Genomic DNA, 13,179 nt, shown 5'->3' with positions numbered 1-13,179 from the left:
CCTCTCTAATTACATTAATACTGCTAAAATATCTTTTTGATTAATAATAAGATATTCCGCATTATTAAAATTAATTTTTGTACCAAGGTGGGGATTAATAATAATCTTATCCCCTTTTAACATGATATCCTGATTCTCATCATAAATATCAGCCGTCTCAACAATCTTTGCTATGTTAGATTCAACCTTTGCATTTCCGACTAGTATAATACCGTTTTTTGTGGATTCATCATTTTCTACCATTTCAACGAGTAAATGATTTTTTAACGGTTTTATTTTCATTTTCAGCTCCCATCTGCGGCCATTGGTCGCGTACAAATCAAGGGGTTGAATATTTTTATTCAACCTTGTTTCCTCCTGATATTTCATGCATCATAAAATTAATAAAGCTCTTGTTTATTCAAAGTACATTAATAATTTTATATTATTATTATTATTATAAAACTAACAACTGTTCTAAAAATTTAAACCTTTTGTTTAGTGATTGTTGTAAAATATCAAACACTTCTCCCTTATTTATATTTCTCTTTTCTAACAACTTTTTTATTAAAAGGCATAATGATTGACAGCTTTTCCTTCCAGTATTATAATATCGATAATGAGATACTGATATCAAAGTGAGGTACCTATGAAAAACGAAAAAGTAACACCTATTGCATTATCCACGCAGGCATTGGAACGTATGCCATACTACCTGCATTATATAAAGCAACTTCAAAAAAAAGGTATCACCCAGATAGCCTCCCCCGCCATAGCAGCAGATTTGGGACTCAATGAGGTTCAGGTGAGAAAAGATTTGGCAGCAGTCAGCTCCTCAAAGGGAAAACCAAAAGCCGGTTTTTATATCCAGGATTTAATCTATAATATGGAGGAACTTTTAGGTTATCATAATGTAAAAGATGCGGTTCTGGTTGGCGCAGGATCTCTTGGAAAAGCTTTGCTTTCTTATAAAGGATTTGAAATAAGCGGCATGCATATAGTTGCTGCCTTTGATAATCAGGATGGTTTAATCGATACTGAAATCAACGGAAAAAAAGTTCTTCCTGTCAGCAAATTAAGCAGTGTCTGCCGCAGGTTAAATATCCATATTGGAATTATAACCGTGCCTGCAAATCAGGCGCAGACTGTTTGCGACCAGATGGTTGCAGGAGGAATTTTAGCTATCTGGAACTTTTCTCCCATTAGGCTTACTACACCGGAGGGAATCATGGTTCGGAATGAAAACATGGCTGCTTCTCTTGCTATACTATCACAGCATCTAAAAGATAAGCTAAAGGAACATATGCTTTGATTAATTTTATGGGAGGTATACATGAACACTTTATATTATAAATATGCTGTTGAGGTAGAGCGCTTTGGCTCCATTACTCAGGCAGCAGATACCCTGTATATGGCTCAGCCTAATTTAAGTAAGGCAATAAAAGAACTAGAAGATTCTCTGGGGATATCTATTTTTAAAAGAACCTCTAAGGGAGTCATTCCGACCCAAAAAGGCGCGGAATTTTTAGTTTATGCCAAAAATATTCTGGCTCAGATAGAAAAGATGGAAGCCCTGAACCAGCAAGACGATACCCAAAAACAATATCTTAATATATCTCTTCCTTACGGAAGTTATTTAAAAGATGGCTTTATTCAGTTTATTAAGGACTTGGAGCATTCCAAAGAAATAGAAATCTGCATGAAGGAGGCAGGCTCCATTGAAGCAATCAATAATATACTCTACGATAAATTTGATTTGGGTGTCATTCGTTATCAAACTGTATATGAAACATATTTTTTAAATTATCTCAAAGAAAAAGAGCTAAATTATGACCTTATATGGGAATTCGATTGTATGGCTATTATGTCGGAAAATCATAAAATAGCACATGAAAAGGTTTTACTTAAGCATAAATTAGCCGATTGCTTAGAGATTCTTCCAGGAGACACTGCTATCCCTTACATATCCGCTGGTGAAACGCCTCTGCCTGATAGCAATCATATTCACAAAACCATCTATGTCGGTGATCAGTATACCAGACTTACTTTATTATCATCATTGCCTAATTCATACATGTGGAGCTCACCCCTGCAAGAAGAACTATTGCGAACTTGGGGTGTGATACAAAGAAAGTGTGCCGATTCAGATATCCGTTATAAAGATGTGTTAATTTACCCCAAGGAATATTCACTTACCACTCTCGACAGAAAACTGATAGATAAGCTCTATATGGCTAAAAACCAGGTAGCCTTTTATCATTTTACTTAACTCATTATTAATAAGCTTAAATCATATGATGCATAATAAGGTATTTAGAAACCTTGGATTGAACAATATAATAAAATTGTTATTAAGCCAACTATTATAGGCGAGCTTTCATAGATAAAATACGGGCTATATAAGAAGTGATATATCGATATCTAATTATCGATATATCACTTCTTATTTCAATTTATCACAATTTAACCTTAGTGCATTTCATTCTGCCTTTATTATCTCTACTTTCAGATTGAAATTAAAAACATTTCCCACCAGATTAATGGCAGTACTACATCTGTAAACAACTGGAACATGGAATGTTAGCTAGTGTAACTTGTTAAAAGTTCAAATCTATCATTTACTAAGAATCATTCTCAAATTATATCGCTCTTATTATATCGATATTCACATATCGATATTCAATCTTTATATTACACCCTTAGCTCCTAATTTGTTAAAATTATAACGAATTAACTATTATTAAATGGGAGAAGAATATGTACAGAATCGTAAAAAAGGAAAGCTTAAATCCTACCGTCACGCTTATGGAAGTGGAAGCTCCACTGATAGCCAAAAAAGCAGAACCGGGACAATTTATTATCCTCAGAGTGGATAGTAATGGTGAGCGTATCCCTTTAACCATTGCTGATTTTAATCGGGCAACGGGAACTGTAACCATTATATATCAGATTGTCGGTGCTACTACCCAGGCTCTTGACCATCTTAAGGAGGGAGAGAACATTCAAGATTTTGCCGGTCCTTTGGGAAGACCAACCGAGACTGAAGATTTTAAGAAAGTTGCAGTTGTAGGCGGTGGGGTGGGGTGTGCCATCGCTTACCCAGTTGCAAAAAAGCTTTATGAACAAGGTTGTGAGGTGCATTCCATAACAGGCTTTCGTAACAAAGAGCTGGTTATTTTGGAAGAAGAATTTAAAAAAGTAAGCAATAAACTTGTATTAATGACAGATGATGGCAGCTACGGAACGAAAGGACTTGTTACCGATGCCCTAAAAACTTTAATTGAATCCGGCGAGAAATATGATGCCGTTATTACAATCGGACCATTAATCATGATGAAGTTTGTCTGTGCTCTCACAAAAGAATATCAGATAAAAACCCTCGCCAGTATGAATCCTATCATGATTGATGGAACCGGAATGTGTGGCGGCTGCCGTTTAAGTGTTGGTGGAAAGACAAAATTCGCCTGTGTAGACGGCCCCGACTTTGATGGGCACGAGATTGATTTTGATGAGGCCTTAACCCGTTCTTCTATTTATAAGCCTTTCGAGCGCAGAGCTCACGAAGAGGTCTGTCATCTGTATGAAATGGAGGTAAAATGATATGGCGAATATGTCTCTTACCAAAAACGAAATGCCTGCTCAGGAGCCTCAGGTACGTAATCAGAATTTTCTCGAAGTAGCCTTAGGTTATTCCAAAGAACAGGCAATTGATGAAGCAAATCGCTGTCTAAACTGTAAGCATAAACCTTGCATTAGCGGTTGTCCCGTCCGGATTGATATACCTGCCTTTATACAGGAAACCGCCAGAGGGAATTTTGATACCGCATACGAAATTATCTCCCGCTCTAGTTCCCTGCCGGCAGTATGCGGCAGAGTCTGTCCTCAAGAGAGCCAATGTGAGCAAAAATGTGTCCGTGGAATCAAAGGAGAACCTGTTGCCATTGGAAGACTGGAACGTTTTGTAGCAGATTATCAGAATACATACGGTAATACAAAATTAACGAAGCCAGCCTCTAACGGTCATAAAATCGCTGTTATTGGTTCCGGTCCTTCTGGGCTTGCCTGTGCCGGTGATTTGGCAAAAAAAGGGTATTCTGTCACCATTTTTGAGGCGCTTCATCTGGCAGGTGGTGTGTTAGTCTATGGTATTCCGGAATTCCGTTTACCCAAAGCAATCGTCCAAAAAGAAATCAATGCGCTCAAAGAGCTGGGTGTTGAAATTGCTACCAATGTGATTATAGGTAAAACCTTATCCATTGAAGAATTGCAGAACGAATATGGCTTTGAAGCAGTATTCGTCGGTTCCGGTGCCGGACTTCCAAACTTTATGAACATACCAGGTGAAAATCTGAAAGGTGTCTATTCTGCCAATGAGTTTCTGACCCGTGTCAATCTAATGAAAGCTTACACACCGGATAGTACTACTCCGATTCAAAAAGGTAAAAAGGTTATGGTTGTCGGGGGCGGCAATGTAGCCATGGATGCTGCAAGATGCGCCAAACGTTTGGGAGCGGAAGTAACGATTGTTTACCGCCGTACGGAAAATGAACTCCCTGCCCGGCATGAAGAGGTGGAACATGCTAAGGAAGAAGGGATACAGTTTAAACTTTTGACCTCACCCATAGAAATTAAGGGTGACAGCAATGGATGGGTAACCGGATTGTGCTGTCAGGAGATGACCTTAAGCCAGCCGGATGACTCCGGACGTCGTAAACCTGTTCCCTTAGAAAACAGTGCATTTGAAATGGAAGCTGACTGTGTTATTATGTCCATCGGTACTTCCCCTAATCCCCTGATTAAAGACACTACCAAAGGTCTGTCCATAAGAAATTGGGGTGGCATTATTGTGGATGAAGCAACTGGCCTTACTTCTTTAACCGGTGTATACGCCGGCGGTGATGCCGTAACCGGTGCTGCAACCGTTATCCTTGCTATGGGAGCGGGTAAAACTGCGGCAGAAGCAATTGATTCCTATCTTAAGGGGGAAGGAGCCAGTTAATGTTATATAAATCCATTTCCACGCAAGCACTCAGACGGCTGCCCATATATCTGAACTATTTAAAGTCTTTACCAAAAGACAAGGTTGTGAACATATCCGCAACAACCATTGCTGAGGCCTTAAAGCTAAACGATGTGCAGGTAAGAAAGGATTTAGCATTAATAAGTACGGGAGGCCGTCCTAAAATTGGGTATATAACCAGGAATTTGATAGCAGATATTGAAAAATATTTAGGTTTTGACAATGCAGACAGTGCCATATTGGTCGGTGTGGGAGACTTAGGACGTGCTCTTCTCTCCTACGATGGTTTTTCAAAATACGGTCTTACTATTGTTGCTGCCTTTGACAGCGATGAAGCAATGATTGGCAGTACCATATTTGGAAAGAAAGTCCTTGCGGCTGATAAGCTAAAGGATTTGTGCAATAGAATGAAGGTACGAATCGGTATCCTTACAGTACCACCTACAGAGGCTCAGATTACCTGTAACTCTATGATTGAGAGTGGTATCCTTGCTATCTGGAACTTTACACCTGTACCTCTAACCGTTCCGGATCACATATTAATTCAAAATGAGGATATGGCCTTTTCACTGGCAAAGCTGTCTAAAGATTTAACAGAAAGTATGAGAAAGAATCATTGTAATACATAATCAAAGGAAAACAGATCGGAGGAAATTTATGAATGAAACATTTGACTTCCAGGTTGTAGATACTATTATAACTGAGCTTGGATGTAAACAAAGTGCAATTATTGCCATTCTCCAAAGTATACAAGAACACTATCGGTACCTGCCGAAAGAAATTTTTCCTTATCTTGCGAAAAAGCTTTCCGTTAGTGAGGCGAAAATCTATAGTGTAGCAACTTTCTATGAGAATTTTTCCTTAGAACCCAAAGGTAAGTACGTAATCAAAGTATGTGACGGAACAGCTTGTCATGTAAGAAAATCTATCCCCATTTTAGAAAAACTCCGCAAAGAACTGGGTCTGTCTGAAACGAAGCATACAACAGACAATCTTACCTTTACTGTTGAAACTGTATCCTGTCTGGGTGCCTGTGGTTTGGCTCCGGTTCTTACCGTAAATGACAAGGTTTATCCTGCCATGACACCGGATAAGGCCGCCGAACTTTTAAATGAATTAAAGGAGGAAGAGTAATATGCTGACTTGCAGGGAAGATTTAGCAAAGCTTAGAAGCATATATGAAGCTTCGCTTGCGGCGGAAACGAAAAAAATACTTGTTTGTGCAGGTACGGGATGTATCTCCAGTGGCTCCCTTGAAATATTTGATAGACTGACTGAACTTATAAAGGAGCACGGCGAGGCCTGTTCCGTAGAACTACAGGAGGAGCCTCATGATGCAGTGGGAATGAAAAAAAGCGGCTGTCATGGATTTTGTGAAATGGGGCCACTTGTACGAATTGAGCCACAGGGTTATCTCTATACAAAAGTTTCTCTTGCTGATTGTGAAGAAATTGTAGTAGAAACTATTCTTAAAGATAAACATATCGAACGGCTGGCTTATCAAAAAGGTGGTATTGTTCGTAAAAAGCAGAATGAAATACCTTTCTATGAAAAACAAACTCGTCTGGTACTTGACCACTGCGGACATATTGATGCTACTTCTATTAATGAATATCTTGGTTTTGGTGGTTATGAGGCATTTGAAAAAGCTCTTTTTTCCATGACTTCCGATGAAATAATACAGGAAATCTCAGACTCCAACCTAAGAGGAAGAGGCGGCGGTGGCTTTCCTACCGGCAGAAAATGGTCACAGGTAAAACGACAGAATACAGAACAAAAATATATTGTCTGTAATGGAGATGAAGGTGACCCAGGTGCTTTCATGGACAGAAGTATTATGGAAGGTGACCCTCACAGAATGTTAGAAGGTATGATGATAGCCGGTCTTGCCTGTGGTGCAAATGAGGGGTATATTTATGTTCGTGCTGAATATCCAATGGCAGTAAACCGATTAAGAACTGCCATTTCCCAAGCAGAGGAATTAGGCTTATTAGGCGATAATATTCTGGGAACAGACTTCTCCTTCCGTCTTCACATCAACCGGGGTGCCGGTGCCTTTGTATGCGGCGAAGGAAGTGCTTTAACCGCATCTATTGAAGGTAACAGAGGTATGCCAAGAGTAAAGCCGCCAAGAACGGTGGAACATGGTCTTTTTGATAAACCGACTGTACTAAATAACGTAGAAACCTTTGCCAATGTTCCCCTAATTATATGCAATGGTTCCGATTGGTATAAAGGTATCGGTCCTGAGAAAAGTCCCGGTACCAAAGCCTTCGCCCTGACAGGTAATATAGAAAATACCGGATTAATTGAAGTTCCTATGGGCACTACCCTAAAAGAAGTTATTTTTGATGTGGGCGGTGGTATGAAGGACAACGGAGAATTTAAAGCCGTACAAATCGGAGGTCCTTCCGGCGGTTGTCTTACAAAAGAACATCTTGACCTGCCCCTTGACTTTGATTCTCTAAAGAAAGCAGGTGCTATGATAGGTTCGGGCGGTCTGGTAGTTATGGATTCCAACACCTGTATGGTGGAGGTAGCACGCTTCTTTATGAACTTCACCCAGAATGAATCCTGCGGTAAATGCGTTCCCTGCCGTGAAGGTACCAAACGTATGTTGGCAATCTTAGAACGGATTGTTGAAGGAAAAGGTGAGGACGGAGATATTGAACTGCTCTTAGAGCTAGCTGATACCATCTCTGCCACTGCGCTCTGCGGCCTTGGAAAAACAGCAGCCTTCCCGGTAGTTAGCACCATTCAGAGTTTCCGTGATGAATACGAAGCACATATTTATGAAAAACGTTGTCCGGCAGGAAGCTGTCAGAAGCTAAAGAAAATAGAAATTGATTCTTCCTTGTGCAAAGGCTGCTCGAAATGTTCCAGAGCCTGTCCAGTTGGTGCTATCTCCGGTAAGGTAAAAGAACCATTTATAATTGACCAGTTAAAATGTATTAAGTGCCAGGCTTGTATTACTACCTGTCCTTTCCATGCAATCAAGGAGGATTAGTTTGAAAATGCTCACGCTCAAATTCACTGAATTTTGGAAGAATGGAGATTTTATATGAATAATAATGAAATTGTAATTATAGATGGTATTCCTGTAGAAATAAACGGTGAAAAGAATCTACTTCAATTAATACGAAAGGCCGGAATTAAGTTACCTACCTTTTGCTATCATTCCGAGCTCTCTATATATGGTGCCTGTCGTATGTGTATGGTAGAAAATGAATGGGGAGGGCTGGATGCAGCCTGTTCCACACCTCCGAAAGGCGGTATGAAGATTCGTACGAATACACAAAGACTCCGCAAATACCGGAAAATGATTCTTGAACTGCTGTTAGCGAACCATTGCAGGGATTGTACCACTTGCAGTAATAATGGTACTTGCAAGCTTCAAGATCTTGCAATGAAATTTAATATTGAAGGAGTTCGCTTTCCAAATACTAAAGCAGAACCTAATATTGATGATTCATCTCTTTGCATTACCAGGGATCAGAACAAATGTATACTCTGTGGTGACTGTGTCCGCATGTGTAATGAGGTGCAAAATGTAGGTGCCATAGACTTTGCCCACCGTGGTTCAAAAATGACCATCAGTACTGCTTTTGACAGACCGCTCTCCTCCTCTCCATGTGTTGGCTGCGGACAATGTGCCGCCGTATGCCCTACTGGTGCACTTGTAGTTAAAAATGATAAAAGCAAGGTTTGGGAGGCTCTTGATGATAAATCTGCCAAAGTATCCGTTCAGATTGCTCCTGCTGTTAGAGTCGCTATTGGAAAAGAATTTGGGTTAACCGGCGGTGATAATGCTATCGGTAGGATTGTTGCTGCATTAAGACGTATGGGTTTTGACGAGATATACGATACCTCCACCGGTGCTGATTTAACCGTTTTGGAGGAGTCAGGTGAATTCATAAAGAGATTAGAGGCGGGTGACACGGATATGCCATTATTTACTTCCTGCTGCCCTGCCTGGGTGAATTACTGTGAGAAAAATTATCCTGAACTTTTACCTAATGTCTCAACCTGCCGTTCTCCCATGCAGATGTTTGCTTCTGTTATCAAGGAACATGGCCGAACCTCCAGCAGACGTCCCGTACACGTGGCTGTTATGCCCTGTACCGCAAAAAAATTTGAAGCAGCCAGAGATGAATTTAAGATAGAGGATATTCCAAATGTGGATTATGTAATCACTACACAGGAATTAATTCAAATGATTAAGGAATCCGGTATTGTCTTTACCGATTTAGAACCGGAAGCTGTTGATATGCCTTTTGGTACTATGACCGGTGCCGGTCTTATCTTTGGCGTAACCGGAGGTGTCACAGAAGCTGTTTTAAGACGTCTATCCTCCGATAAGTCAAATACCTCTCTTATGTCAATTGCTTATCAGGGAGCCAGAGGTATGGAAGGTGTAAAAGAAACTACGGTTATGTATGGCGACCGTGAATTAAAGGTTGCCATTGTGAGCGGACTAAAAAATACTTCTGATTTAATAGAGCGAATCAAAGCCGGTGAGCATTATGATTTTGTAGAAGTCATGGCTTGTCCCGGCGGATGTGTAAGTGGTGCCGGTCAGCCTTTTGCTTCTTCCGAAGAAAAAGCCACGAGAGGAAAAGGTCTCTACTCTGCGGACAGATTAACCAACATCAAACGCTCAGAAGAAAATCCTCTGATGATGTCCCTCTATAACGGCATATTAAAAGGGCGTGTGCACGAACTGCTCCACGTACATTATGCTGCTGGGGAAGAGGAGGAATAATATGGTTGAACTGAGTGTCTGCATTGGAAGTTCCTGTCATTTAAAGGGTTCCTATAATATTATACAGTTATTTCAACAACTGATAGAAGAAAATAGACTCCATGATAGAGTTGATTTTAAAGCTAATTTTTGTATGAGGGAGTGTCAGGGAACAGGTGTTGCCGTATCTGTTAACGGAACAGCCTACCATATACAACAGGAAACAGCCAGAGAATTTTTTAAAGATACAATTATGCCTTTAACAGTGTAACTATCCGTACATTCATTAGTTTTTTGGGGAAGTCTAAAAATATACGGTGCTATATAGTCACAGGTAGGAGTAGATTTCATATACAGGTACACTATAAATGTGGTTTTGCTCGACGCCCATTTATAGTGTGCCTAAAAATTTATTTTAAGTTAATTCCCTATAAAACACTACTTTTTATCATAAACATTTTAAAAATACAAATACTACTTCTGCTACTCATTGACTTTCTAAGTTCTTATAAATTGCAACTATTGAAGCAGAAAGGAAGTACGTATGGATAATAATAAGAATAGAATAAAAGACCGTGAAAAAAGTAACCCCGAATTGCGTAAAATGGACCCAAAGCATAATTCCGACTTAGGTATCATACACGGTGAAAAAATTAGTACCCATAATGGGAAGCACGAAAAGAATTAATTTGTTACTTTCCTGTAAAAGAATGGTATAATCTTAAAAGAGGCCCTAATGTAAAAGGAGCCTCTTTTTCATCTTCTTCTTAATTTGAACTGGAAGTATCCTAAAATCAAAGAGCTGTTCTATATGATATATTCCTTTAGGATAATCTCCTTCATACAAATATCTGGCAGAGGCAGCTGCCACTATACCAGTAATTTCAGCCTCTTTTTGCCCTTCTATCAGAAGTTCAGACTTTACACTTTTACCGTTCAATTTACCGGCTGCCTCCACTTTTAGAGCATATTTATCAGTCCCAAAGGGTAAGTTCTCCATTGCTTTTTCAACTATATGCCGGACAGTCTGATTCTTTAACACACTAAGCCCACCTATTTTTTTCATTAAGGCGATACCTTCCGTTATTATGGCAGAATCAAAACATAGCCTTGTTTTTACTACGGGAACTTCAAGAGTTTTTGCAATGGTATGCTGGTCAGAAAAAGGAAAGCGGTATGCCCTCATATACCCGAGATTTTCTCCAAAATAAAACCTTTTTTTATCTCTGAAACTAGAAGCTTTTTCAGTCTTACCATGGTTTATCCATGAAAACTCTTGATTCATATTATCCAGTGTCCATTGTATAGCAGCATCACCATGTTTGTCACCTAAGCCTAACATTATGGCAATATCAATACTGTCTGTATAATCCAGGCGGCAGCTTGCTTCTAATGCCATAAGATTACTTAACCCTGGGGTAAGTCCTACACTTAAGAGTGCTGTTGAACCACCGGCAACAGCCTCTTTCTTAAGTTTCTCTACTTCAATTAAGAAATCGCTGCCTGCAGTGATATCTATATAGTCAATGCCGTACTGAAATACAGCTCTAACAAATTCCGTATCCAGCTGATCTAAGCACATAATGATTAATCTTGCATCTTCAATAGATTCTCTATCTAATGTCTTTGTAACGTCTAATTCCATGGGCTTTACCGCACCTTGGGATTTCACTGTAAATGCTTCTGCTTTCTGAAAACTTCTGCCCGCCGCATAAACCATACCCGGAAAATATTTTGCAAGCTCCGTACATATAATCTGACCAACAGAGCCATAACCGCCTACTACTATAATCTTATTTTTCATAATAAATCTCCATGCTACCGCAGCTTTGTATTTTATTCCTTAAAAGTGCTGTTCTATCAAGGCATTTGCGTGATATAAAAAATCTTTGACTGTTTTTAGTTCCTTTTCAGATAGGCTATCCAGATAGTCAAATAGGGGCTTATCAGCCTGACGGTGGTACTCCTGATGCATTATATATGCTTGTAAGCCTTTCTCTGTAAGAAACAGCCGATAACGTTTCTTATCCTTCTCATCATCCTGCCTGTATATTAAATTTCTTTCCTCTAGCTTACGGACAGTCTTTGCTACCACTGCTCTTGTTATATTAAAATTTCTAGCCATTTCTGAACCAAATATGCCCGGATTATCTCCAATCATTTTTAGCATATGGATTTCTCCTCTGTAAAAAGTCATATCCTCCGATCCAAAATCAAGTATATTCACTTTGCCATTTGCTATCTTCTCTGTTAATTTTATAAAATCACGTATGATAGTATCTTGCACTTTATCCATAAATATTAATAACTCCTTCTTTTCTCCTGCCTCTAGATTAGAGTCTTGCAGTTGCCTACTGATTAAATTCATAAAAATCCTAAAAAAAAAGGTTCTTACCCGTATAAACTTTAGTTCTTACCATAAAACTTAGCCTTAATTCCCTGTAAGGTTCCACCGGTTAAGCTTTCCTTCTTTCTTACAAATCCTTGCTTATGCAAAGCAGTCTCAATTATCTCCTCAGTTAAAAGTATATCCAAACCCTCCAGATGACTTGATAACCAACCCAATATAGTTTCCGGTGGTGATAAATAATCCTTATCTACCTGATGCGTTACTACATACAACATTCCTTCTTTCGTCAGAGCATCATAAAGACGCTTTAACAAATTCTCCAGATTACCTTTGGTAAAATCCAAAATACCCGCTGCTATAATCAAGTCATACGCTCCACCAAAATCATCTTCCATAAAATCACCTTCTAAAACACTGATTTTTTCTGATATTCCTTCCGTTCTTACTAATTTCTCAGGAATCTCTGTGACCTGGGGGGATTCAAAGATGACCCCTTGGCAATTAGTGAATGCTTTCACTAATTCAATGGCGAGAACACCTGAACCTCCACCAAGATCCAGTATCTTCTTTGGTTGTTTATCTTGATATATATCCTTAACTTCTTTCATAAAGTTCTGTACTCGTCCTGTGTACATCTCCGGTATACTAATTCTGGCAGTTTCCTTAAAATCATAAGCCTCTACTCCAAGATTTCTCTCCCGTGTTCTTTCATCCGGACCGGTTAACAGACGGGTATCCAAAGTACTTAATGACATCATGGCTTCTCGATACAACAAGCTCTCTTTAATATCTACCGGACTGCCGGCAGCTAAAAATTCATTGCTCTGTGCTGTATTACGGTACTTTCCGGAGGATTTTTCAAGAAAGCCTGTTGCTGCAAGAGCATTTAGAACTAATTCAACACTTCGTTCCTTTAGCCCTCTGATTGCAGCAACTTCATGCGCTGTCTCCCATTCTGTTAAGCAAGAAAATAAATCAAACCGCAAGGCACATAAAAATAACTCTGCTACTCTTTTCTGATGAAGCAATTTATAATAACTGGCTGGACTTTCTTTTGGTATATACATGTCAACTTATCCTTTCCGAAGT

14 protein-coding genes are annotated in these 13,179 nt (G+C 39.4%); 10 read left to right on the top strand and 4 right to left on the bottom strand.

What is annotated here, in order from left to right; genetic code table 11:
- Positions 1-9 precede the first annotated feature (9 nt).
- Positions 10-345, bottom strand: a complete 336-nt coding sequence (locus acsn021_RS09450; RefSeq protein WP_184091098.1) for a hypothetical protein — start codon at positions 343-345, stop codon at positions 10-12.
- Between the two features lie 283 nt (positions 346-628).
- Here acsn021_RS09450 and acsn021_RS09445 point away from each other — a divergent pair, with 283 nt between their 5' ends.
- From acsn021_RS09445 to acsn021_RS09400, 10 genes are all read left to right on the top strand, one after another.
- Complete coding sequence (locus tag acsn021_RS09445) at positions 629-1,291, top strand: redox-sensing transcriptional repressor Rex (protein WP_184091100.1); 663 nt, start codon at positions 629-631, stop codon at positions 1,289-1,291.
- A gap of 21 nt (positions 1,292-1,312) precedes the next feature.
- Complete coding sequence (locus acsn021_RS09440; protein ID WP_184091102.1) at positions 1,313-2,248, top strand: LysR family transcriptional regulator; 936 nt, start codon at positions 1,313-1,315, stop codon at positions 2,246-2,248.
- A gap of 488 nt (positions 2,249-2,736) precedes the next feature.
- Positions 2,737-3,579 (top strand): sulfide/dihydroorotate dehydrogenase-like FAD/NAD-binding protein, encoded by an 843-nt coding sequence (locus acsn021_RS09435; RefSeq protein WP_184091104.1) that lies wholly within the window; start codon positions 2,737-2,739, stop codon positions 3,577-3,579.
- Between the two features lies 1 nt (position 3,580).
- Entirely contained in the window at positions 3,581-4,978 is a 1,398-nt protein-coding gene (gene gltA, locus acsn021_RS09430; RefSeq protein ID WP_184091106.1) for an NADPH-dependent glutamate synthase, read from the top strand.
- Positions 4,978-5,628 carry a redox-sensing transcriptional repressor Rex gene (locus tag acsn021_RS09425; RefSeq protein WP_184091108.1) on the top strand — a complete coding sequence of 217 codons (651 nt, stop codon included), beginning with the start codon at positions 4,978-4,980 and terminating at the stop codon, positions 5,626-5,628. Before gltA ends, acsn021_RS09425 begins: the two co-directional genes overlap by 1 nt.
- 28 nt (positions 5,629-5,656) lie before the next feature.
- The gene (locus acsn021_RS09420) at positions 5,657-6,133 is read left to right on the top strand and encodes a complex I 24 kDa subunit family protein (RefSeq protein ID WP_184091110.1); all 477 of its coding nucleotides are present in this window, start codon (positions 5,657-5,659) and stop codon (positions 6,131-6,133) included.
- Between the two features lies 1 nt (position 6,134).
- The gene (locus tag acsn021_RS09415) at positions 6,135-8,006 is read left to right on the top strand and encodes an NADH-quinone oxidoreductase subunit NuoF (RefSeq protein WP_184091112.1); all 1,872 of its coding nucleotides are present in this window, start codon (positions 6,135-6,137) and stop codon (positions 8,004-8,006) included.
- Between the two features lie 54 nt (positions 8,007-8,060).
- Complete coding sequence (locus acsn021_RS09410) at positions 8,061-9,761, top strand: [FeFe] hydrogenase, group A (RefSeq protein WP_184091114.1); 1,701 nt, start codon at positions 8,061-8,063, stop codon at positions 9,759-9,761.
- Position 9,762: 1 nt separating this feature from the next.
- Complete coding sequence (locus tag acsn021_RS09405; RefSeq protein ID WP_184091116.1) at positions 9,763-10,011, top strand: (2Fe-2S) ferredoxin domain-containing protein; 249 nt, start codon at positions 9,763-9,765, stop codon at positions 10,009-10,011.
- A 273-nt stretch (positions 10,012-10,284) separates the two neighbouring features.
- Entirely contained in the window at positions 10,285-10,428 is a 144-nt protein-coding gene (locus acsn021_RS09400) for a hypothetical protein (protein WP_184091118.1), read from the top strand.
- 45 nt (positions 10,429-10,473) lie between these two features.
- Here acsn021_RS09400 and acsn021_RS09395 read toward each other — a convergent pair whose 3' ends face one another.
- The 3 genes from acsn021_RS09395 to acsn021_RS09385 form a co-directional block, all read right to left on the bottom strand.
- Entirely contained in the window at positions 10,474-11,544 is a 1,071-nt protein-coding gene (locus tag acsn021_RS09395) for a saccharopine dehydrogenase family protein (protein ID WP_184091120.1), read from the bottom strand.
- 39 nt (positions 11,545-11,583) lie between these two features.
- Positions 11,584-12,036: a MarR family winged helix-turn-helix transcriptional regulator gene (locus acsn021_RS09390; protein WP_184091122.1), complete on the bottom strand. Its 453-nt coding sequence runs from the start codon at positions 12,034-12,036 to the stop codon at positions 11,584-11,586.
- Positions 12,037-12,146: 110 nt separating this feature from the next.
- Positions 12,147-13,157 carry a methyltransferase gene (locus tag acsn021_RS09385; RefSeq protein ID WP_184091124.1) on the bottom strand — a complete coding sequence of 337 codons (1,011 nt, stop codon included), beginning with the start codon at positions 13,155-13,157 and terminating at the stop codon, positions 12,147-12,149.
- Positions 13,158-13,179: the final 22 nt, after the last annotated feature.

Origin of the sequence: Anaerocolumna cellulosilytica (assembly GCF_014218335.1) — a bacterium.
Lineage (GTDB): Bacteria > Bacillota > Clostridia > Lachnospirales > Lachnospiraceae > Anaerocolumna > Anaerocolumna cellulosilytica.
The sequence above is the reverse complement of the archived record's forward strand: the minus strand, read 5'-3'. Positions and strand labels throughout refer to the sequence as shown.